The sequence below is a fragment of the Methanobacterium bryantii genome (genome assembly GCF_002287175.1).
Classification (GTDB): Archaea; Methanobacteriota; Methanobacteria; order Methanobacteriales; family Methanobacteriaceae; genus Methanobacterium_D; species Methanobacterium_D bryantii.
This window is the reverse complement of the sequence record NZ_LMVM01000012.1, coordinates 494,847-515,758: the sequence shown is the minus strand read 5'-3', so window position 1 is coordinate 515,758 and position 20,912 is coordinate 494,847. Positions and strand designations below refer to the sequence as shown.

General features: G+C 33.1%; 26 protein-coding genes. 19 read left to right on the top strand and 7 right to left on the bottom strand.

All coding sequences use genetic code 11. The annotated features are described in order from the left end of the window. The first annotated feature begins 6 nt into the window (after positions 1 to 6). The 3 genes from ASJ80_RS07990 to ASJ80_RS07980 all read left to right on the top strand — a co-directional run bounded on the left by ASJ80_RS07990 (position 7) and on the right by ASJ80_RS07980 (position 2,360). Positions 7 to 606 (top strand): NAD(P)H-dependent oxidoreductase, encoded by a 600-nt coding sequence (locus ASJ80_RS07990; protein WP_069584967.1) that lies wholly within the window; start codon positions 7 to 9, stop codon positions 604 to 606. Between the two features lie 31 nt (positions 607 to 637). After that, entirely contained in the window at positions 638 to 1,453 is an 816-nt protein-coding gene (locus tag ASJ80_RS07985) for a DNA-formamidopyrimidine glycosylase family protein (RefSeq protein WP_069584964.1), read from the top strand. Between the two features lie 250 nt (positions 1,454 to 1,703). Beyond that, positions 1,704 to 2,360, top strand: a complete 657-nt coding sequence (locus ASJ80_RS07980) for a DUF5612 domain-containing protein (protein ID WP_069584962.1) — start codon at positions 1,704 to 1,706, stop codon at positions 2,358 to 2,360. A 7-nt stretch (positions 2,361 to 2,367) separates the two neighbouring features. Here ASJ80_RS07980 and ASJ80_RS07975 read toward each other — a convergent pair whose 3' ends face one another. From ASJ80_RS07975 to ASJ80_RS07965, 3 genes are all read right to left on the bottom strand, one after another. Further along, positions 2,368 to 2,652: a hypothetical protein gene (locus tag ASJ80_RS07975; protein ID WP_069584960.1), complete on the bottom strand. Its 285-nt coding sequence runs from the start codon at positions 2,650 to 2,652 to the stop codon at positions 2,368 to 2,370. A 197-nt stretch (positions 2,653 to 2,849) separates the two neighbouring features. Then, positions 2,850 to 3,149, bottom strand: coding sequence for a hypothetical protein (locus tag ASJ80_RS07970; RefSeq protein ID WP_069584957.1), 300 nt, complete (start codon positions 3,147 to 3,149; stop codon positions 2,850 to 2,852). Between the two features lie 360 nt (positions 3,150 to 3,509). After that, on the bottom strand, positions 3,510 to 3,800 hold the full coding sequence (locus ASJ80_RS07965; protein ID WP_069584954.1) for a hypothetical protein: 291 nt from the start codon (positions 3,798 to 3,800) through the stop codon (positions 3,510 to 3,512). A gap of 285 nt (positions 3,801 to 4,085) precedes the next feature. Here ASJ80_RS07965 and hcp point away from each other — a divergent pair, with 285 nt between their 5' ends. From hcp to ASJ80_RS07945, 4 genes are all read left to right on the top strand, one after another. After that, positions 4,086 to 5,570: a hydroxylamine reductase gene (gene hcp, locus ASJ80_RS07960; protein ID WP_083241034.1), complete on the top strand. Its 1,485-nt coding sequence runs from the start codon at positions 4,086 to 4,088 to the stop codon at positions 5,568 to 5,570. A 92-nt stretch (positions 5,571 to 5,662) separates the two neighbouring features. Next, positions 5,663 to 5,851, top strand: coding sequence for a hypothetical protein (locus ASJ80_RS07955; protein ID WP_048082067.1), 189 nt, complete (start codon positions 5,663 to 5,665; stop codon positions 5,849 to 5,851). A 28-nt stretch (positions 5,852 to 5,879) separates the two neighbouring features. Next, complete coding sequence (locus ASJ80_RS07950) at positions 5,880 to 6,095, top strand: ferredoxin (protein ID WP_069584952.1); 216 nt, start codon at positions 5,880 to 5,882, stop codon at positions 6,093 to 6,095. Positions 6,096 to 6,112: 17 nt separating this feature from the next. Then, positions 6,113 to 6,433, top strand: coding sequence for a cupin domain-containing protein (locus ASJ80_RS07945; protein ID WP_069584950.1), 321 nt, complete (start codon positions 6,113 to 6,115; stop codon positions 6,431 to 6,433). 260 nt (positions 6,434 to 6,693) lie between these two features. Here the strand turns inward: ASJ80_RS07945 and ASJ80_RS07940 are convergent, their stop codons facing one another. From ASJ80_RS07940 to ASJ80_RS07925, 4 genes are all read right to left on the bottom strand, one after another. Then, complete coding sequence (locus ASJ80_RS07940; RefSeq protein WP_069584948.1) at positions 6,694 to 7,503, bottom strand: Dna2/Cas4 domain-containing protein; 810 nt, start codon at positions 7,501 to 7,503, stop codon at positions 6,694 to 6,696. A gap of 407 nt (positions 7,504 to 7,910) precedes the next feature. Further along, the gene (locus tag ASJ80_RS07935; protein WP_069584946.1) at positions 7,911 to 8,180 is read right to left on the bottom strand and encodes a hypothetical protein; all 270 of its coding nucleotides are present in this window, start codon (positions 8,178 to 8,180) and stop codon (positions 7,911 to 7,913) included. A 256-nt stretch (positions 8,181 to 8,436) separates the two neighbouring features. Next, positions 8,437 to 9,726, bottom strand: coding sequence for a homoserine dehydrogenase (locus ASJ80_RS07930; RefSeq protein ID WP_069584944.1), 1,290 nt, complete (start codon positions 9,724 to 9,726; stop codon positions 8,437 to 8,439). Between the two features lie 87 nt (positions 9,727 to 9,813). Further along, entirely contained in the window at positions 9,814 to 10,824 is a 1,011-nt protein-coding gene (locus tag ASJ80_RS07925) for a DNA polymerase subunit beta (RefSeq protein WP_069584942.1), read from the bottom strand. Between the two features lie 251 nt (positions 10,825 to 11,075). On the opposite strand from ASJ80_RS07925, the gene ASJ80_RS07920 reads away from it, so the two are divergent. The 12 genes from ASJ80_RS07920 (at position 11,076) to ASJ80_RS07865 (ending at position 20,754) form a co-directional block, all read left to right on the top strand. Next, a complete protein-coding gene (locus tag ASJ80_RS07920; protein ID WP_069584940.1) occupies positions 11,076 to 12,002 on the top strand; it encodes an ABC transporter ATP-binding protein in 927 nt (308 codons plus the stop codon). Positions 12,003 to 12,006: 4 nt separating this feature from the next. Beyond that, positions 12,007 to 12,756: a hypothetical protein gene (locus ASJ80_RS07915; RefSeq protein WP_069584938.1), complete on the top strand. Its 750-nt coding sequence runs from the start codon at positions 12,007 to 12,009 to the stop codon at positions 12,754 to 12,756. A gap of 116 nt (positions 12,757 to 12,872) precedes the next feature. Next, positions 12,873 to 13,253 (top strand): PPC domain-containing DNA-binding protein, encoded by a 381-nt coding sequence (locus tag ASJ80_RS07910; protein ID WP_069584936.1) that lies wholly within the window; start codon positions 12,873 to 12,875, stop codon positions 13,251 to 13,253. 42 nt (positions 13,254 to 13,295) lie between these two features. Further along, on the top strand, positions 13,296 to 13,868 hold the full coding sequence (locus ASJ80_RS07905; protein WP_069584935.1) for a DUF366 family protein: 573 nt from the start codon (positions 13,296 to 13,298) through the stop codon (positions 13,866 to 13,868). 239 nt (positions 13,869 to 14,107) lie between these two features. Continuing rightward, positions 14,108 to 14,590, top strand: coding sequence for a 6-carboxytetrahydropterin synthase (locus ASJ80_RS07900; RefSeq protein WP_069584933.1), 483 nt, complete (start codon positions 14,108 to 14,110; stop codon positions 14,588 to 14,590). A gap of 26 nt (positions 14,591 to 14,616) precedes the next feature. Next, positions 14,617 to 15,318 carry a 7-carboxy-7-deazaguanine synthase QueE gene (locus tag ASJ80_RS07895; protein ID WP_069584931.1) on the top strand — a complete coding sequence of 234 codons (702 nt, stop codon included), beginning with the start codon at positions 14,617 to 14,619 and terminating at the stop codon, positions 15,316 to 15,318. Positions 15,319 to 15,329: 11 nt separating this feature from the next. Further along, complete coding sequence (locus ASJ80_RS07890; protein ID WP_069584929.1) at positions 15,330 to 15,905, top strand: CBS domain-containing protein; 576 nt, start codon at positions 15,330 to 15,332, stop codon at positions 15,903 to 15,905. Next, entirely contained in the window at positions 15,902 to 16,714 is an 813-nt protein-coding gene (locus ASJ80_RS07885) for a CBS domain-containing protein (protein WP_069584928.1), read from the top strand. The genes ASJ80_RS07890 and ASJ80_RS07885 overlap by 4 nt, the downstream gene beginning before the upstream one ends. A gap of 85 nt (positions 16,715 to 16,799) precedes the next feature. Then, positions 16,800 to 17,741, top strand: a complete 942-nt coding sequence (locus ASJ80_RS07880; RefSeq protein ID WP_069584926.1) for a CBS domain-containing protein — start codon at positions 16,800 to 16,802, stop codon at positions 17,739 to 17,741. A 49-nt stretch (positions 17,742 to 17,790) separates the two neighbouring features. Further along, positions 17,791 to 18,633: a CBS domain-containing protein gene (locus ASJ80_RS07875; protein ID WP_069584925.1), complete on the top strand. Its 843-nt coding sequence runs from the start codon at positions 17,791 to 17,793 to the stop codon at positions 18,631 to 18,633. Positions 18,634 to 18,675: 42 nt separating this feature from the next. Further along, positions 18,676 to 19,500, top strand: a complete 825-nt coding sequence (locus ASJ80_RS07870; protein ID WP_069584923.1) for a CBS domain-containing protein — start codon at positions 18,676 to 18,678, stop codon at positions 19,498 to 19,500. 117 nt (positions 19,501 to 19,617) lie between these two features. Continuing rightward, positions 19,618 to 20,754, top strand: coding sequence for an RNA ligase (locus tag ASJ80_RS07865; RefSeq protein ID WP_245837528.1), 1,137 nt, complete (start codon positions 19,618 to 19,620; stop codon positions 20,752 to 20,754). Positions 20,755 to 20,912 lie beyond the last annotated feature (158 nt).

Sequence of the window (20,912 nt, the reverse complement as noted above, 5' to 3'; positions counted from 1 at the left end):
GATTAAATGAATATAATAGTAATTTTAGGTCATCCGACCAAAGGAAGTTTTAATCATGTCATTGCAGATACAGCTGTATCCAAACTGCGTGAAAATGGTCATGAAGTTATATACCATGACCTGTATGCTGAAAAATTTGATCCATTACTTTCAGGTGAAGAAATCCCTAAAGAAGCAGAATTAGATCCTCTTATTGAAAAACACTGCAGGGAGATTAAAGATGCAGATGGAATAATTATTATCCACCCCAACTGGTGGGGGCAGCCTCCAGCTATTTTAAAAGGTTATGTAGATCGGATCATACGTGCAGGTGTGGCCTATGAGTTTTTAGAAGGTGATGATGGAGAAGGAGTTCCCAACGGCCTGTTAAAAGCTGAAACCGCCCTTGTATTTAACACGTCCAATACACCCGAGATAAGGGAAAGGGAAATATTTGGTGATCCACTCGAAAACATCTGGAAAAACTGCATATTCGATCTATGCGGAGTTAAAAACTTTTACAGGGAAATGTATCAAGTTGTTGTTACAAGCAGCCTAAAAAAACGGCATTTATGGCTTGAAAACGTTGCGAAAACTGTTGAACTGTATTTTCCACCAGAAAAATGAAAATTACATCAAAATTAAATGAGGAATTAAAATGGCAGAACTACCCGAACTTGTGGTTTTAAGCAGGCAGATGAATGATGAGCTGAAATTCAAAGAAATTAAATCAGTTGATGTAATACAGGAAAAATGCCTGAACATAGACGTTGACAGTTTTAAAGAGAGAATAGCTGGTAAAACTATTAAAAAAGTATATAATAAAGGAAAATGGATCTTTTTTGAACTTACAGACAGCTACCATCTTTTATTGAACCTTGGAATGGGAGCAGACATCATATATCATAATTTTGATGAATGTTCCGCAGGAGAATACCAGTGCCGCTTTAATTTTACAGATAATTCAAGGTTTACATGCAAGTTCTGGTGGTTTGGACATGTAGATCTAGTTTCAAGAAATGAACTTTCAGATCATAAGCCAACTAAAGATATAGCAATTTCCCCGTTAGATCCTGATTTTACTCTTGATTACTTTAAAAAAATCTGCAATGGCCGTGCCATGATTAAAAATATAATTTTGAATCAAAAAAAGGTTGGAGGTATTGGAAACGTCTACATTCATGATATCCTTTTTAAGGCAAAACTCCATCCCAAAAAACCAGCTAATTCTTTAGAATCATCTCAAATTGATAATTTATTCCAAATTATGGTAGAAAATCTCAAATATGCACTTGATAAAAAAGGGCTGGCATATGAAAAAGATTTTTACGGGAAAAATGGAGAATTCAGTAAAGATTACTTTTTAGTAGCATACAAAGAAGGAGAAAAATGTCCAGATTGTGGCAAAATCATTGAAAAAATAAAAACAGGAAGTACGTCTTCTTATATCTGCCCAGAGTGCCAGAAATTATAGAAATTTAGTGCTGACTAAAGAGAACATGGGTAATTTATTAACTTATAAATGATAGAATTCAATATTAATTGAAAAATTACACTTTTTACATTTAAAAAATTAGTTTAAAATTCAGTATTTTAGTGAACAAGATGATTATTAACCTATAAAATTTATATAATTAGTTAAATAGATTTAATCACGTTTAAAACAAGACTATAACTAATAATTTAATTATTTATTACAAATTCATCATTATTATGTGATTCAAATGGAAAAGATTGCAATTACAATAAAATCTGTAAATAAACCCGGTGTTTTGAGGGACATTACAGATTTAATGGCAAAATGCGGGATAAATATTATATATACTCACCTTTTTGTAGAAAAAGACGAATCTGCTTCAGTATATATGGAACTAGAAGACGTTAAGAACAGGAAAGAACTTAAAAAAAATATTTTGAAGTTTGAAGCCGTTGATCACATTGAAATTCATCCTTCATTAACTGAAATATACGGAAAAAGAATCATAATAATTGGAGGAGGAGCCCAGGTTGCTCAGGTTGCCCAAGGAGCCATAACCGAAGCAGATCGGCATAATATAAGGGGTGAACGCATTAGTATCGATACAATACCACTTGTAGGAGAAGAAGAGCTTGCAGATGCAGTGTATGCGGCAGGAAGACTTCCAAGGGTAGAAGCACTGGTTCTAGCAGGATCGCTTATGGGTGGTAAAATTTCAGATGCAGTTGCAGAAATTAAAGAAGATCACGGCGTAATTGTAATAAGCCTTAATATGCCTGGAAGTGTTGCAAAAAATGCAGATTTAGTGGTAACAGACCCTGTTCAAGCAGGCGTTATGGCAGTTATGGCTGTTGCAGATACTGCAGTTTTTAATATAAAAAGAGTTAAAGGAAAAAAATTTTAAAAAATGATTAGCTCATCTCTATTGCCCTGATCAGTATGCTAGCAGCGTTTTTGAGCTCCGTATCTTTAATATCTCCACTTTCTCGTATTTCAAGTGCCATTTTAAGGACTTTACTTACATCATCAGGTTTAAGATTTTCAGCCATTTCAAGATATGATTGATCCCTATCTGTATCTACTTTAATTTTTTCTTTATCTATCAGTTCCAGCATGACTTTGCATGCGCCCATTACATCTCCACTTCCGGCACTTTCTTGGCATTTTTTCACAAGTTCAACAGATTTGGAATCCATTTTTTATCACCAATTATATATATTGTGTTATAACTGGATTTATAGATATTTATTACATACAATGCAATTGAATAATACTAATAACGATTTTATCCAAATTTAGCCTTCACAGAAAGTTAATTTATCCAAATTAAAGGAAAAAAATAGTTTTTACAAGATATATCCCAAAAAAAAGAGAATTATTAAATTTTATCCCATTAAAACATTTCTATTGCTCGTATTAATCTTGCTGCTGCATTTTTTACATCAGTATCAGTTATATCTCCACTGTCCCTTACTATAAATGCAATTCTAAGAACCTGAGGTACATCTTCCTTCTTAATATTTTGAGCCATCTGAATATATGACTCTCCAGGCTCGTCTTTGAGCACCACATTTCCACGATCCATTTCTTCTAAAAGGACCTGACATGCACCCATTGTGCTTGTATCTACTTCGTTATCTTCACATTTTTTTATTAAGCTTTTAGCATTTTCATCAAGAGGTACCTTTTTCATATTATCACTTCCTTAATTTAAAATAAATAGTAATTAGATTTTAGTGTTTCCCCAAATAACCTATTAGCCACTATTTTAAGGCCCAATTTTATTCTTTAATTTTAAATGTCATTATAACTAATTTGAGGAGACATCTTGAGGTTTAATATTATGAACCATTTCTGCTAAGACCCCTGCACAATATCATCGAAATTTATTTTATCAATTTCTTCAAAAGAACTACTAAACGCACAATAATACATACATCTATTTATTTATCTCCACATTTTCCAATCAGTTTCTCAAGCATTTTGTCAATGTGCAATTCTTTACACTGCATGATCTACAGTTACTATCAATTAAAGAGACTAAAAAATAGAGTTAAAACTGCTCTATAGCCCTAATTAACCTGTTTGCAGCAATTTTCATCTCAGGACTTACATTTGGTCGTTCTTTGATTTTGAATGCCATTTTAAGTACTTTTGGTACATCTTCAGGTGCAATATTTTGAGCCATCTGAATATATGATTCATCTGGTTTGTCTTCACCTAAATCTATCTCTCCCCTATCCATTTCTTCTAAAAGGACCGTGCAAGCGCCCATAACGCTCGTATCTACTTCCTTATCTTCGCATTTTTTTATCAGTTTTAATGCATTTTCATCCAGTTCCATATTACCACCACTATTCTATTTGATCCTCAAATGATTTAAATTTAATACTTATTTTATAAATTATATTATTATTTAAAGCATACCATCTGATTAATACTTTATCAAAAATTCTAAATACAACTAAAAACAAAAATTATATTGAAAAGATGATTTTAACAATCTAAATAAACATTAAAGCATTTTATATCATTTTTATCCAATAAAAATGATATATAGCTCAGTAAAATCCCTACTTCTTACCATACTATAAAATTTACATATAAAATAATATGGGAGGTAATATAAATGAAAAAATACCGCTGTTTAGCATGTGAATATGTATATGACCCTGAAAAAGGAGATCCAGATAATGGAATAGGCCCAGGAACTGCTTTTGATGACCTACCTGATGATTGGATATGTCCAGTATGTGGGGTGGGAAAGGATCAGTTTGAAGCAATGGAAGAAGAAAAAGAGAAAGAAGTTAAGAAAGAAGAACAGGAAATGTTCTGCTATCAATGCTCCCAAACAGCAAGAGGAACCGGCTGTACCATACAAGGAGTGTGTGGAAAAAGCGCTACAGCTGCAAGGCTCCAAGATAACTTATTATTTGCAATCAAAGGAATATCTGCCTATCTATACCATGCAAGAGAACTTGGATACACAGACCCTGAAGTAGATGCATTCATGGAAAGAGGTTTTTACTCAACTCTTACCAATGTCAATATTGACGTTCCAGAGCTAATAAATCTGGCCCTTGAAGCAGGAAAAATGAATATTAAAACAATGCGGCTTCTTAAAACTGCATTAATCGAAACTTATGGAGAACCAACCCCAGTTCAGGTTAGTACCGGAACAAAAAAAGGTCGAGGGATAGTTGCAACCGGCCACAACCTTAAAGCATTAGAAGAAGTGTTAAAACAGACTGAAGGAACTGGAATAAACGTTTATACACATTCAGAACTCCTTCCAGCACATGGATACCCTAAATTGAGGAAATATAAACACCTTGCAGGTCAACTTGGTAAATCCTGGTTTGACCAGAGGGAAGTATTTTCAAAATATCCTGTCGCAATCCTTGGAACATCAAACTGCGTACTGCCTCCAAGAGATGATTATAGAGACAGGATGTTTACTACAGGAGTTGCCAGATTAACTGGCGTGCAGCATATTGATGGTTACGATTTCTCGTCACTTATTGAAAAAGCCAAATCCTTACCTGAACTCCCAGAAGAACCAGGAGACACAATTTATTCAACCGGATTTGGAGCTTCAACAGTCCTTTCACTCGCACCGAAGATTAAAGAACTTGTAGAAGCAGGAAAAATAAGGAGGTTCTTCCTGGTTGGAGGATGTGACGCTCCACTTGCAAAATCACCATATTATACCGAATTTGTGCAGAAATTACCTGAGGACACAGTTGTTTTAACCCTTGCCTGCGGTAAATTCAGAATGAACCAGCTGCCTCTCGGAGATATTGAAGGAATTCCACGTTTAATAGATATAGGGCAATGTAATGATGCAATAGTCGGTATTGACATTGTAACTGCACTTTCAGACCTTTTCGGGCTTGAAGTGAACGAACTTCCGCTTACAATTGTTTTAAGCTGGATGGAACAGAAGGCAGCAGCGATCCTGTGGAGTTTACTGTACCTTGGAATTAAAGGAATATATTTGGGCCCAATAGCTCCAGCATGGGTAAATGAGGACATTATGAATTTCCTTGTTGAAAATTACGACATTATGCCAATTAGTACTCCTGAAAATGACATTAAAGAGATTTTAGGGTAATTATACCACCTTTCATTTTACATTATAATTTGTTCTATTCAATACGAAAAATATTTTTATTACCTGTTTTAATAGTTAATAAGGTGATTTAAATGACAGATGATCCAAACATTGACAAGGAGTTTGAAGCCCAATTAAAAGGCAAAATGGGCTGGAAATGTGCCTGTTCTCTAGATATTGTTGATAATGAATCCACCCTCAGATCTGTTACATGTAAAAAGTGTGGTAAAACCTTTAAAACTAATAGAGATACAGAATTTTGCTTTAAATGTGCAAAATAAAATTTTTAATTAAATTTTAGGTGAAAAAATGGCAAAGGTAGAACTGGAAAGGATGATGTGTATATCCTGTGGAAACTGTATTGATATATGTCCTGACTTCTTTGAATTTGCTGGAGATGGGCTTTCCCATTTAAAAGCACTGAAAAATACAGAAGAAACCGAAGAAATAGAAGTTGAAGACCCATCTTGCTGCACACAAGCAGAAGAGCTCTGCCCTGTAAGTATCATACATGTTTATGATTAAGTTCAGGAGGGTAAAAAATGGAAGATATTAAAGGAAAAGTATTAAAAACTGCAGATTTAATTGAATACCAGAACGGTTCTGTTGTAAGCCGTGAGATAATAAGGAAAGACACAGGTACAGTAACAATATTTGCTTTTGATAAAGGGGAAGGGCTAAGCGAGCACACAGCCCCATTTGATGCCATGGTTCAAATTATAGACGGTAAAGCCGAAATCACTATTTCAGGCAATAAAAATGTCTTAGAAGCAGGCGAAATGATTATAATGCCTGCAAACGAGCCCCATGCACTAACAGCACTTGAAAAATATAAAATGGTCCTGACGATGATACGGTCTTAAATTTAAAATTAACTCTTTCGCTCAAAATCCTCAAAAATCAAAGCCTACGAAAATTTTCAATTTTCGTGGCTCTCGAACATTTCATGTTTGGAGCCGAGGAAATTAAACAAATCATTAAAAAATCTCTGATTTTTTATGCCTACAAAACTGTCAAAATCTTTGATTTTTTCTGCCCCAAAATCGAAGCTGACAAACATAAAATGTTTGTCGCGTCAAAATTATAAATTTTGACAGATTTTCAAGGGTTTAATTTTAGAATTTCAACCATAATACTCACAAATATCCATATATTCACATTTTTCGCATTTGTTCTTGTTTAACTTGAATTCTGGAATTTCCTGCTTTTCAAACATGGTGAGCATATCATCCAGCACTCCAAAGAGCTTATTATGTAAAATTGAATTAACCACAACCGGCCGCCGCTCACATATTTTAATATAATCAACAAAACCGACCAGTACTTCCTTATTAAGTTCATAATCCATAAGAACAACATAAGCTGCAATCTGAAGCGCGTCAGCCAGCCAAACACCTTTAGATGGAGGCATCCCAGTTTTAACTTCCACAGGGTAATAAACACCATTTACTACTTCAATTTTGTCAATTTTTCCCCTTAAATTAAGTTCTTCATTTTTTAAAGGAAACTCTAAAAGGGACTGCGGGAAAAACATTTCTGCAATTTCATTACCCCTTTTAGAGGTGGTGTTCAAAATTTTTTTAACCTTTAAAGATAAAAATTGAGATTCCAATTTTAAATCATCCTCTAAATCATTGCATATATCTTTTAAAACTGAATAATCCATTTCATATTTATCAGAGTACTTCTTTGAGACCTTTTTGATAAAAGGAGTGACTTCTTCAAAGATAGTGCTAAAGATATATTCTAATTCAATGTTTTCTTTTATGCTCCACATGTTCTGCTTTGTAATCTCTTCATAACCCCTTCTAATCTCACGTACCAGTTTTCCATGTATCATTTCGCGCGTTTGAATATTGTCCTTTTGGGTCTGGTTTAAAAATGCTTTTACAGGGCAGTATACAAATTCAGATATTGAAGAAACGCTAATCATTAAAAAACACCATAATATTCACTTTTTAAAGTGTAATCCCCCTATTAATTTCATATTAATTTTTATAAAACTCGTATAAATAGTATGAGATATACAAAAATTTTTATAAACAAAATATAACCCCATTTCAAATTAAACAGCACTTAAAATGTTGTTAAAAAACTTCGCTCATGTCTGGAGTATTGTGCAAATATTATTGAATTAACATTAATTTTTGATTAAATAAATGGAATTTTTTTAAAATAAATTCAATTTAGATTAACCAGTAAACATGTTAATGAATAAAACCATGCACACGATAATAAACATGAGCGAAAAACTTTAAACAAATTAAAAATTAAAACATATTCCTCATTCTAACTATCTAAAAAGAATGAATAGAATATAAACAAGCTTAAAAAGAGCATCTATTTAATTTCACGTATAGCTTCATGATAAAATTCAGTAAATTCATTTATATGTCTTGATATGTACCTAATATCCTCTTCTTCACCATCTAAAGGGTTTAATTTTAAAACTATGAATAAATTTAATCTTCCCTTATCTACAACATGTGCTTCTTCTTTATAGGTTGCCAATTTAGCTTCTATTTCATCCTTCCACTCTTTAGGTGAAACCAGGTCTGCAAAATTGAGTTCAAATCCGTCTTCTCCAAACGATCCAACAAATTCTAACATGGTAATATCTTATGATATTCCCTGTTCTTATATTTTTATCATTTATGATTTAACACAGTTACTTAAGAATAATAAAAATAATATTAAAAAATAAAATACAACTTTATTAGCCAAAATAAGGTAATTTAAATCTTAAAAAAAGTTATTTTATCCATTTAGAAATTCAAAAAACTTTAAACGAATAAAAAATAAAGAAAAATTAAAAAATACCGAAATACAAGCAATTTAATCTCCAAAAAAATAGAAATTTAGAGAATTAATCCTCTAAAACCCTGATAAAGAGGGTAGCTTCCTTGACTAAATCAAGCTCATCAATTTCTTTAACAGCGCTTCTAATATTTTTCTCAAGTGCTTCATGTGTTATTAAGAAAATAGGGACTTCCCTACCTTCATTTTTCCTTCTCTGATTTACAGACTCTAAACTGATATCATATCTGCTTAATATACCAGATATTGCATGTAAAACTCCTGGTTTGTCAAGTACAGTAAGACGCATGTAATATTTGGAACAGATATCTTCAATATTTTTTATTTCCCGGACTTCTGTGTCTTTTGGACCGTATATGTTAGGCCTCTCCATATTCTCCATGATATCAAGACAGTCTCCAACTACAGCACTTGCTGTTGGCATCATTCCAGCACCAGGTCCATACATCATAACTGGCCCAACTATATCTCCAATAAGATACACTCCATTGAAAACACCATTTACAGATGCAATGAGGTGATCTGAAGAAATTAAAGTAGGGTGAACCCTCACTTCAAGTTTTCCATCCTCAATTCTTGAAATTGCAAGGAGTTTTATAGAGTATCCCAATTCATTTTTGATGAATTCAATATCTTCCTGTTTGATTTTGCTTATACCTTCAACATGGAATTTATCCTGCTCAACATATGTTCCAAAGCCTAAAATAGTAAGTATAATCAATTTTTGAGCAGTATCATGCCCCTCAATATCAAAAGTAGGGTCCTGTTCTGCATAACCCTTATCTTGAGCTTCTTTTAACACTTCATCAAAATCAAGGCCTTCTTCAGTCATTTTAGTTAAAATGTAGTTTGCAGTTCCATTTATTATACCATAAATAGATTTAATGTGGTTTGCTGCAAGCCTTTCATTTAATGGTTCAAGTAGAGGAATACCTCCGCCGACGCTGGCCTCAAAGCAAATCCTGACGTTGTTGTCATTTGCAGTTTTTAAGATTTCTTCCCAGTGCTTTGCAAGTAAAGCTTTGTTTGCTGTGACCACGTGTTTTCCATGGCCCATAGCTTTTAAAATGAACGTCTTTGCAGGTTCGTAGCCTCCGATAAGTTCTATTACTATATCTATTTCTGGATCTTCCAGAATATCATTGATATCAGTTGATAAAACATTTTTATCTACTGCCACACCTCTGTCAGTTTCAATATCCAGATCTACGATTCTTTTAAGCTTTATTTTTGCACCTACTTTTTGCTCCATAAGGTTTAGATTCCGGTTAAAAGTTTCTACAACTCCTGCTCCAATTGTTCCAAACCCAATGAGCCCAACATTATAAATATCCTTCATCAAACGCCTCCCTATCAAGATAAAAATTTTAATTTTTTAAATGATTGTAAAAGATATCAATTGTTATAATTTGAAAGTTTTAAGTAACTAAACTCTATCCCTCAGTTTGATATACTCATCTAAAGCTTCCCTAGTTGTACCAACTACGAGCCTATACCTCACATTTTTATCAGTAACTTTTTCTAATTTACCCTTTGCAATTATTTCTTCACCCTCTTTTGCCTGTCCAGAATAAGTGTGAGTAAATGAGACAATTTCAGTTATATCGACATCCTGGCCTTTTAAAATATTAACATCTTCAATTTTGTAGGTAGCAGGGTTATCAAATGCGGCCATGGCATCAGATACTTTACATTTGATCTTTACAGTACCCATTGATTCATATCTTTCTTCCCCATATTTTCCTGTTATTTCATCCCAATCACGGGTGGAAAGAATGTCAAAAAGTGTACCGTCAATTACTCCTCTGTTATTTTTACGTTTTTCATACCATTGGAACTCTTCATAACTTAATGTATTGTCTTTTATTCTCTTTTCGTATAAATGCGTCCAATATTCGTCACTTATACTCTTCAAATCACTCTTGTCTTTGATTTCTCCAAAGGTATCCATTGCTTTTCTGTGGTTTTTAAGCCCGTAAAACACAAAATCTATATCAGACACAGCGGGATCATATAAGCCAGGTAAAATTGAACCAGAAACTCCCATTTTTGAGTAAGGAATACCTGCCTGATCATGGAAAATACCTGCCAATTTTACAACCTTCTTAAGTAATATATCATTATCAAAGTTATTCAATATTTCATTAAGTCGTTCTTCTGGTTTTAATATCTTTTCAACCTTATCTAAAGGGACACCCATCATTTTAAGGTCCCCATCAGGCCCAAAAAGATATTCAGGATACTTACCGCCTAAAAAATCGTAAGCCTGTTTAGAGTCCACTTTAGAATATTTCTGGCCATTCTTGGACCTGTTACCATTAGGATCATGGATATATCTTAAAAATGAAAGAATCCTGTCTTCTGGATGCAGATAAGAAGTTGTGGCAAAGAATAGATTGTCTTTAGTGTATATGAAATCTCTTGCTCTGGCTCTCATAAGTTTATTTAATTAATTAAAGCATTATAAATATAACCACTTTATCTCGAAAAAATGAATTGTATCCCAAACTTAAACTAATTTTACATATTAAAACTGTTTTAAATTTACATTATTTTTGAGATTAGGTTCTTAAATTTTTGTTTTATCTATTTTAGAACAAAATTAGTATTAACTTAATTTATTAGTATAATAAAATATATATGTTTGCTTATTTTATTAATTACTAATCTCAAAGGAGGCCCAAAAGATTGTCAGAGATAGTTCTGAGCTTGAATAATGTCCATAAGCTTTATGGGGACTTCAAAGCACTAAATGGAATTTCATTCAAGGTCAAAAAGGGACAGATATTTGGATATCTTGGTCCTAATGGTTCAGGGAAAACTACCACTATAAAACTAATTTTAGGTCTTATTAAACCATCTTCAGGAGATGTCAGAGTATTAGAACAAAATCCATACATTAATAACAATAATGTAATGCAGATGAGAAATCTCGTGGGGGCCATGCTAGAAATAGATGGACTATATGAAAAATTAACAGGGCTGCAGAATATCCTTTTTTGGGCCAACCTGCACAATATGAATAATCAAAGAGCAAGAAAATCTGCAAACGAGGTAATTGGCGCTATGAACCTATCTAAATGGGCTAATGTCCAAGTTGAAAAATATTCACATGGTATGCGCAAAAGGTTAGCTTTTGCAAGAGCTTTAGTATCCGATCCTCAAATTTTAATATTAGATGAACCAACTTCTGGAGTTGATCCAGAATCACGGTATTTAATTAGAGAAATGATGAAAGAGTTAACACAAAATGATAAAACTATCTTTTTTTCTTCTCACGACTTAGATGAAATGCAAAAAACCTGCTCAAACATTGCCATATTAAATAAAGGAGAAGTGATCTCATATGGTGCTTTGAATGATATTCTTAGCACATTTGGAGCACGTAAACTGCAGGTACGTCTGATATCTGTAGAAGATACCCAAATATTCGCCAAAAAATTGCAAAATTTTGGATATAATATTAAAATAGATGGCCAGGTAATTTCTTTTTATCCAAAAAAAGACTTGAACATTTTTGAAATAATAAATCCTCAAAAAATAGTTGATACTTGGAAATCTGAATCTTCCCTTGAAGAAGCTTATTTAAATTTGGTTGCAGATAATAACAGGTGAAAAAATGAATCTACAATTAATAACAATTATCTTAAAGGAAATAACTGAAGTTTTAGAGCGTAAAAATTATTGGGGAGGATTAATTGTATATTCTGTCTTTTTTTCATGCATAGGAGTTTATCTTTTTTATTCTATTATTAATCAATCACCAATTCAAGACTCAAATGTTATGAAAAACTTTGGTTTAGAAATATTTTTGATCATATTACCTGCATTTGCAATGTGGTTGTTTAATGAACAATTTGTTAAAGAGAAATTTGCTGATGAAAAATTGTTTAGAAAATTTGAAACAATATTAACCACCCCTGTTAAATTAACTACTGTTTGGGCAGGCAAAATAGTTGCAATTTTTTTACTCAGTTATCCTTTAGCTATACTCACTATACTTACTTTTTCTTTGATATGGATGATTTTAGGCGACTCAAGTTCAATTCTCATTCCATCAACAGCCTCATGGGTAATGATAATCTTTGTTGCTCCGATCACTCCCATACTTTATGCAGCATTCACAGGTTGGGCTATTTTAAGATTCGTTAGTTGGCAAAGAATAATGGAATTGCTATTTTTCATAGCAATTGCAGCATTCATATGTATATTTTTTATATCCCGCAGTTTTTTGACGCCTACAAACACAGAACCCCTAACAAATTGGCGGATAGTACTTTTTAGTATTGTCATATCCATTGCGTTATTTGGATTAATCTTTTATTTGATGTCAAATCTTGATAAAGAAAAGGTTATATCACACCATTAATAAATAATTAAGTGTTTAAATTACTTAATCTATGATTTTAGGAGTTTATTTTTGTTTTCTAAAACTTGACAATAATAAATTTAATTCATTACCATTATAAATTAGATTTGTAAATTATGATAATCTCAAGACTAAAACCTCAAGAAGACCTTAAAAAAGGCATTATTAATATATCCAAGCAGAATGGAATCAAATCAGGCATTATAATCTGCATGGTCGGCAGTCTAAATTCAGCCACGTTAAGAATGGCAGATGGTAATTATAAGACATTTACTGGTCCATTTGAGATTGTATCAGCTGAAGGTACCATTTCAGCAGATGGAATTCATGTACATATATCAATTTCAGATGCAGAAGGACATGTATTTGGAGGCCATCTAAGTGATGGTTGTATAATCAATACCACTGCAGAAATTGGTATCTTGAAATCAGATAAAACTCTTATAAGAGTATTTGACCCAGAAACAGGTTATAAAGAGTTAATTATTGATGATTAAACAAAAGAGCATATACATTAACAATTAAGATAAAGTGAAATCATGAAATATGAAAAGTTAGAAAAAGGCTTAATTTATGATGGGAGCCCAATTCAACCATTTTGGGCATTTACAGAACATAAAGTTAAAGGATCAAGTATTGTAGCATGGATAGGTCCTCTAAATATCGAACCTGAAGAACTCATAGACTACGAAGATGTGGGCCTTGAAATAAAAGCTGATAAAATGATGCACTTTATAGTGGAACATTTTGACCGCCAGCCTGCAGACTTGAAGACATGTTACCACAGGCAAAGGATACTTGTAATGATAACTAAAGATGTTTTAAGTGAATTAGGTATTAATACAACCCGTGAAGGGGATGACATCTATTTTGAAGGTAAAAAGCTCAGTATTTCCATAGCTACATGCTCCAACAGCAGCATGAAAATACATTTCGGGATGAATATTATAAATAAAGGCACTCCAGATGATATAGAAACAATAGGACTTTGTGAATGCCTGGAAGATATGGATGATGAAAAAATAGATAAGCTGATTGATAAAATATGCGAAAGTTATATTAATGAAATTGAATCTATTGAAGAAGATATCACAAAGACCAGAGTATTCTAAATATGATAATATTTTTGATCCAGCAAAAATCATGCATTAATTAAGCATGGTATTAACCAGCTTAATTTATTACTTAAAAATGAGTTATATAAAAATTGCATTACATAATATTAAATTTAAGAGTATTAAATACATTTAATAAGTTTAAATAACATAATTAAGAGCATAACAGTATATTTAATCAAATAAATCATTTAAAATTAATACATTTAATTTAAATTACTTAAGAGGACATTATAATGAAAATAGAGATTAATGGAATACACGCTAACTTAAGATTCTCATCAGCACACATGATCCCTTTACATGAATCATGCGGTGGAATACACGGACATTCTTACATCGTTGATCTAACTGTAGAAGGAGAAAGAAGTGGAGAATTCGGATTTGTGGTTGATTTTAAACAGGCAAAAAAAATAGTGAGAGAAATTTGCTCAAAATTTGACCATAAGGTTTTAATTCCATGCAACAGCGACGTTATTGAATTTACACATAAAGATGACAAATCTGTAGAATTTAAAATAGGTGAGAAAGAATACAAACTTCCTCTGGAAGATTGTTACCTTTTAGAGCTCAAATCAACCTCTGCAGAAGATCTGGCGGAATACTTTGCCGAAGAAACATTTAAATACTTAAAGGCATCAAATAATAGTGTCTCAAGTGTTCAAATTTGTGTAAACGAAGGCATTGGACAAGGTGCCTACTTCCAGACATGTGAATAACTACATATCTAATGTGGTGACCATAAATGAAAGCCCATATAAATGAGATTTTCTCAAGCATTCAGGGTGAAGGCAAACTAATTGGAAGAAGGCAAATTTTTGTAAGATTTTCTGGATGTAATCTTCACTGCAATTACTGTGATACCCCACAAGGATTAGATCCTACAAGTGGATCCTCTTTTTCAGAAGAACAACTTTTTAATTCTGTAAATAATTTAATAACTCCTGATTTTCATTCTATTTCTTTAACAGGAGGAGAGCCATTACTACATGCAGATTTTATAAGATCATTTTTAGAAAAATATGATTTTAACTGCCTGCTGGAAACAAATGGTTCATTACCCGACGAAATGGAGAAAATAGCAGAGTTGATCAAATATGCTTCTTTAGACATTAAATTACCGGAGCATCGTTCAACTTCTAATTGGGATAACCTATTTAAAGATGAATTAAAATCACTAAATCTATTAATAGATAATAAAACAAATATATATTGTAAGATAGTTATACTGCCCTCTACAAAAGTTGATGCAATAAAACTGATAGCTTCAAGGATACTTGATGAAATTTCAGATGCTTCCAAGTTATCAATGGTTATTCAACCCGCATATCCCCTCAATCACTGGATAAAGAACAATGAAAAATTATTTGAATTCTCTGAAGCGGTAGGAAACTATTTAGATGTACTCACAATACCTCAAGTTCATAAACTTCTGAAAGTACGTTAAGGTGTTTAAAAATGGAAATGGAAACAAAAGTCACAGTAAATGATGCAATGACATCAAATGTAGTCACCGTAAGTTCTGAAAACAGCGCTGCAGATGCTGCCTATTTAATGAGCCAGAATGAAGTGGGTTGTTTAATAGTAAAAAACAACAACGAACCAGAAGGAATAGTTACAGAAACAGATATCATCAACAAAGTTGTTGCCCATGATATCAAAGCCAGTGAGATATCCATCGATGCAATAATGACTAAAAACCTTATAAAAATCGACCCCGGAAGAGAATTAAATGAAGCTGCTCGATTCATGTCAAAAATGAACATAAGACGGTTAGCTGTGGTAAAAGATGGAGTTCTTAAAGGTATATTAACTGCAAAAGACATAATGGCCGTTTCTCCAGAACTGACTGAAATTCTTGTTGAAAATGCAAGGATGGAAAACCAAAAAAATCAGATGGATCATGAAAATATAAATCCACCAGTACCTGGAGTTTGTGAGGCATGTGGAAACTTTATGGATGATTTAGACGAAATTGATGGAAAATTTGTTTGTGAAGACTGTAAAGAAGATTTAGAAGGTGATTTAATTTGAACAATGTTGGAGATGTTATGACACCTAATCCTGTCACAGTTTCTGTAAATACGAGTGTTACTAAGGTTAGATCTATATTAAGAGATGAAAGCTTTAGATGTGTTCCTGTAGTCTCTGGAAAGCATTTAGAAGGAACAATAACTCGTGGAGACATGATGCGCATCTCTGCAACAAAATCAAATATTGAAGCCCGCGGGATTATGGAACACCCCAAGGTCATTACAACACCGGAAGTAGATATTAACGAAATTGGAAAACAAATAATAAATGCAGATATTATCCAAGCACCTGTTGTTAAATCAGATGATGATATGACTGTTGTGGGAATGATAAGTGTAGCTGATATTCTTGAAAATTTATTAGATAGAGAAGTAAAGCCTAAAAAGCAGAATGTAGGCGAATCAACAACACGAAATGTTGTTACATGCAAATATGATGATCCTTTATCAAAAGTATGGGATAAAATGGACGATACTGGATTTTCTGGGCTCCCAGTAATTAAAAAGAAGAAAATAATAGGCATGATAACCAGAAAAGACATTATAAACTCAGGCCATGTAAGACTTTCTAAAGAAGGGGGAGTTAAAAAGCCCACAAAGGTAGAAAGTATTATGAAAACCCCTCCCGTAGTCATCACCGAAGATAAGGACATTAAAGAGGCTGCAAAATTGATGGTTAAATATAATATTGGAAGATTACCTGTAGTTGATCATCCAGTACACATTAAAAAAGAACCCGAAAGAGTAAGAGAAGCAGAACTTGTTGGAATAATAACAAGGGAAGATGTTTTGGGGTCGTATATAAATTGATTTTAAAATACTATTTACATGATTTAAATAATTCAAATTTATTTTTAGAGATTACTTCAGGTTTAGTTTCATATGAGGTGTACTCATGAGAAGAAAAGAACTAATAAATATAGTAAAATCTAGAGAAAGAGCTCCATTGGAGTTTGAAACCCATATAACAGAACACGAAGGCGATATTATGAGCATCGCCAAAAGAGAAGTAGTAACAGTGCCTCAAAGCGCTACAATCAAAGAATCCGCAGAAATAATGGTAAAAAACAAATTTAGAAGGCTCCCAATTACAGACCCTGGGACCGGAAAAATCCGTGGAATCGTGACAGCCATGGATATACTTGACTTTTTAGGTGGTGGAGACAAGTATCAAATTTTAGAAAAAAAACACGACGGTAATTTTTTATCCGCCATAAATGACCCTGTAAGGGAAATTATGACAACTAAGGTAGAAGTTTTAAGTCATAAAAGCTCCATTGGTAATGCAGTTTCCAAAATGCTGGAAAAAAAAGTCGGTGCATTCCCAATAGTAGATTCAGATGAAAAAATCGTAGGAATAATTTCTGAAAGAGATTTTGTATTTCTCCTCTCAGGAGTCTTAACTGATGAAGTTGTGGAAGATTTCATGACAACATCACTTATAACAACCACTCCTGGAACCCGAATTGAAGGGGCATCTAAAATTATGGTTAGAAATAAACTTAGAAGAATCCCTGTAACTGGAGAAGAACGAAAAACACCTCACCCTGAAAATGATAAGCTTGTTGGAATTGTTACTTCAACAGACATCTTAAAATTCTTAGGTAATAATACTGCATTTGAAAAATTAGTCACAAATGATGCTGAAGAAATCCTGAATACCACACTTTCAGACATCATGATTAACGACGTGGTCACTACCAATTCCCAAACACGATTAGGTGAAATATGTAGTATAATGGAGACTAAAGGTATTGGAGGGCTCCCAGTAGTTAGAAATAGTGATTTAATTGGTATAATAACAGAAAGCGATATTTTAAGGGCGATAAGCGGATGAAATTCTCAGCGCATTATAAATACAGGATTAATAGCTTCATGGTGGTAAAATGTTAGTAAAAGATGTAATGAATGACGAAGTATTTTTAATTCAGGAAACTGAACAGGTAGCCCACGCAAGGAAAATTATGCTAAAACACGGAGTTAGCAGAGTCATAGTTACAGACAGAGATGCTAATCCAATCGGAATTGTTACAGAAAAAGATTTAACACGTAAATTAAGAGGAAATGGCCCTACATGGAAAAGAAGGCCCATAGATACAATATCCATCAGAAGAGTTATGAGCAATGGCCTTATAACAATAGATGCCGACAGCGACCTGAAAGAAGCCGTTGAAACCATGCTGAGGGATAAAATAAGTTCAGTTCCAGTTGTAGATGATGAAGGTTTAGCAGGAATTATTACAAAAACTGACCTCATGAAATTTTATGCATCCAAATTCAATAGCAGGTGGAAAGTTTCAGATCTTATGACTGAAAATGTGGTAACTGTAAATCAAAACCATACTATAACTCACGTCATAAGCGTTATGAATGAAAATAACATAGATGGACTTGTTGTAATGTTTGATAATGAAATTGCAGGCATTATAACTCCAGCTAATATCTCCTTTGCTGAGGTAAATGATCCTGATACCGGTGTGAGTGTTGAAAGGGTCTACTTTGTAAGACAGGGAGTAGAAGGGGAAGAAAAAAGAAAAGCTAGAGACCTATCCATGTTAACTGCAGAAGATATAATGACCGAAGATGTTGTAAAAATCAGCAAAGATATAGATGCAGCAGAAGCTGCCCAATTGATGTGTAACAACTATATAAGTCATCTTCCTGTTGTTGAGGACGATTCTCTTGTTGGAATAATCACAAAAACAGATATAATTAAAGGGATTCAGTAAAGCTTAAGTTTAGTTATATATTTGTAAAGCGGAGTGAATAGTATGCACATAAAAGATATAATGAGTTCTAAAGTTGTTGTAGTAGATAAAGACCAGAACCTTAATGATGCATTAAAACTCATGAAAAAACATAAAATTTCACGGCTGCCTGTCATAAACACCAACAACGACCATAAAAGAGAATTAGTAGGAATTATAACTGAAAAAGATATTGCATTACGGCTTGGTTCATCCAGATATGGCAATATGCCCCCTTCACATTTCCATGTATCCACAGTTATGACTCCAGATCCTATAACTTTAAATGCTGCTGAAAATCTGGGAAAAGCTGCCAAAATAATGATTGAAAACAAAATTGGCGGAATACCCATTATAGACGACGTAGAAATCGTAGGCATCATTACAAAAACTGACTTCATTAAAACATGCCAGGGAATACCTTACAATAAGACTTACATAAAAGACAGGATGCAGACAGACGTGATGACTGTAAATCCTGGAGATAGGCTGGTTCATGCAAGAAGAATACTAATTGATGAAGATATTGGAAGACTGCCCGTAATGAACGGCGATGAAATTGAAGGAATTCTAACTGCTAAAGACATAGCAGATTCAATGATATCCTTTAGAAAAATTGTCCCTGACAGGTATCAAGCTGCAAGGATAAGGAATCTCATCGTAGAAGATATAATGACTCAAAATGTAAGAACCATCAATGAAGAAAAAACAATAGCCGATGCTTCAACCTTTATGATAGATGAAGACTTCAGTGGAGTACCAGTTACAAACGACAACGGGGAAATTACAGGCATGATCACTAAAACAGACATTATGAACTTTATTGCAGAATTAGAGGAGGTTTACTGAATTTTACCTGAAGTCAAATGCCCCAACTGCAATAAAAATATGAACATAGATTGGAGGAGGAATAACTCCCTCACCAACTTTTTTTTTCATTGTTCTACATGTGATCTGGAATCTAAAGTGGTTATAGAAAATTTTTTAGATAAAAAGCTTCAAGAGCTCCTACACGTGAAAGTAGAGAAACTAGATCATGGAATTAAAACGGGCATTATTAAATTTTTTGAATTCCATGGATTTCCCGCCATGCAGTTTAAAAAAGACGTTGGCGTGATGGAGACAGGAACTGTAATTTATTTTAGGAATAAGATCGAAGTAATAAGAGGCTTTCCCAAAATAAGAAGAACATTAATGCTTTCACCGACTATAAAAAATCATTTTAAGGGTAAAATCGCTCTTGAAGAAAAAATGAATGGATATAACGTACGTATAGCATCAATAGGCGACGAAATAATTGCCATAACAAGGCGAGGATATGTATGTCCATATACTACAAAAAAAGCGTTAGAAATTATGAACTTGAAAGATTTCTTTAACGATAACCCAGATCTAGTCATATGTGGAGAAATGTTAGGTACTGAAAATCCATACGTGGCACATTATTATGAAGAAATCGGCGATATAGGGTTTAGGGTATTTGATATACGTAAAAAAGTCTCAAATGAACCAATGCCCATTAAAGAAAAAACAGAATTACTTGAAAAGTATAATTTGCCTGTTGTACGGCTTATTGGAATATATGAAGTTAATGAGGCGTCCCCTATCATTAAAAAAGTAATTAAAGAAATAGGAAGCGTCGGCAGAGAAGGAATTGTAATTAAAGATCCATCTATGGAAGTTCCCCCCTTAAAATATACTTCTTCAGAGGCACATGCCGATGAACTTCGCTATGCATTTACATATCCCTTTGACTTTGGAAGAGATTTTTTCTTCAGTAGAGTAATAAGAGAAGGTTTTCAGGCATTTGAAATGAAAGAGAACAAAGAAGAACTTGAAAAAAGAGCACGTAGGCTTGGAGAAGCAATTTTATACCCCATGGTAGATACAATTAAAAACGTGGCCTCTGGAGATACCGCTGGCGAAGATCTAATAATTGATGTTGATAACGAGGAGGAAGCAGAAGATTTCCTGCATTATCTACATGATCTTGGAGTGTTTGCAGTTATACTTAAATTTGAAGGTAATAAAGCTGTAATAAGGAAAATACATCAATCTACAACAGATAAAATTACCAATTATATAAATGGAGGACTTTACTAAAATTTTTCAGTTTTAAAGCCTAAAAATTTTAAAAAATTAAGTTTAATTCATAAATCCTATTTTAATTTATAAATTAAACATGCAATTAATAATATTGTTTAATTAATAGTACTATTAACTGTTAATTTCAAAATTAATGCACAAGTTACAGTTTTCAT

Bases quoted from the DNA above. Each gene is read 5' to 3' on its own strand.
- ASJ80_RS07990 (WP_069584967.1), top strand. From the start codon at position 7: ATGAATATAATAGTAATTTTAGGTCATCCGACCAAAGGAAGTTTTAAT.
- ASJ80_RS07985 (WP_069584964.1), top strand. From the start codon at position 638: ATGGCAGAACTACCCGAACTTGTGGTTTTAAGCAGGCAGATGAATGAT.
- ASJ80_RS07980 (WP_069584962.1), top strand. From the start codon at position 1,704: ATGGAAAAGATTGCAATTACAATAAAATCTGTAAATAAACCCGGTGTT.
- ASJ80_RS07975 (WP_069584960.1), bottom strand. From the start codon at position 2,652: ATGGATTCCAAATCTGTTGAACTTGTGAAAAAATGCCAAGAAAGTGCC.
- ASJ80_RS07970 (WP_069584957.1), bottom strand. From the start codon at position 3,149: ATGAAAAAGGTACCTCTTGATGAAAATGCTAAAAGCTTAATAAAAAAA.
- ASJ80_RS07965 (WP_069584954.1), bottom strand. From the start codon at position 3,800: ATGGAACTGGATGAAAATGCATTAAAACTGATAAAAAAATGCGAAGAT.
- hcp (WP_083241034.1), top strand. From the start codon at position 4,086: ATGAAAAAATACCGCTGTTTAGCATGTGAATATGTATATGACCCTGAA.
- ASJ80_RS07955 (WP_048082067.1), top strand. From the start codon at position 5,663: ATGACAGATGATCCAAACATTGACAAGGAGTTTGAAGCCCAATTAAAA.
- ASJ80_RS07950 (WP_069584952.1), top strand. From the start codon at position 5,880: ATGGCAAAGGTAGAACTGGAAAGGATGATGTGTATATCCTGTGGAAAC.
- ASJ80_RS07945 (WP_069584950.1), top strand. From the start codon at position 6,113: ATGGAAGATATTAAAGGAAAAGTATTAAAAACTGCAGATTTAATTGAA.
- ASJ80_RS07940 (WP_069584948.1), bottom strand. From the start codon at position 7,503: ATGATTAGCGTTTCTTCAATATCTGAATTTGTATACTGCCCTGTAAAA.
- ASJ80_RS07935 (WP_069584946.1), bottom strand. From the start codon at position 8,180: ATGTTAGAATTTGTTGGATCGTTTGGAGAAGACGGATTTGAACTCAAT.
- ASJ80_RS07930 (WP_069584944.1), bottom strand. From the start codon at position 9,726: ATGAAGGATATTTATAATGTTGGGCTCATTGGGTTTGGAACAATTGGA.
- ASJ80_RS07925 (WP_069584942.1), bottom strand. From the start codon at position 10,824: ATGAGAGCCAGAGCAAGAGATTTCATATACACTAAAGACAATCTATTC.
- ASJ80_RS07915 (WP_069584938.1), top strand. From the start codon at position 12,007: ATGAATCTACAATTAATAACAATTATCTTAAAGGAAATAACTGAAGTT.
- ASJ80_RS07910 (WP_069584936.1), top strand. From the start codon at position 12,873: ATGATAATCTCAAGACTAAAACCTCAAGAAGACCTTAAAAAAGGCATT.
- ASJ80_RS07905 (WP_069584935.1), top strand. From the start codon at position 13,296: ATGAAATATGAAAAGTTAGAAAAAGGCTTAATTTATGATGGGAGCCCA.
- ASJ80_RS07900 (WP_069584933.1), top strand. From the start codon at position 14,108: ATGAAAATAGAGATTAATGGAATACACGCTAACTTAAGATTCTCATCA.
- ASJ80_RS07895 (WP_069584931.1), top strand. From the start codon at position 14,617: ATGAAAGCCCATATAAATGAGATTTTCTCAAGCATTCAGGGTGAAGGC.
- ASJ80_RS07890 (WP_069584929.1), top strand. From the start codon at position 15,330: ATGGAAATGGAAACAAAAGTCACAGTAAATGATGCAATGACATCAAAT.
- ASJ80_RS07880 (WP_069584926.1), top strand. From the start codon at position 16,800: ATGAGAAGAAAAGAACTAATAAATATAGTAAAATCTAGAGAAAGAGCT.
- ASJ80_RS07875 (WP_069584925.1), top strand. From the start codon at position 17,791: ATGTTAGTAAAAGATGTAATGAATGACGAAGTATTTTTAATTCAGGAA.
- ASJ80_RS07870 (WP_069584923.1), top strand. From the start codon at position 18,676: ATGCACATAAAAGATATAATGAGTTCTAAAGTTGTTGTAGTAGATAAA.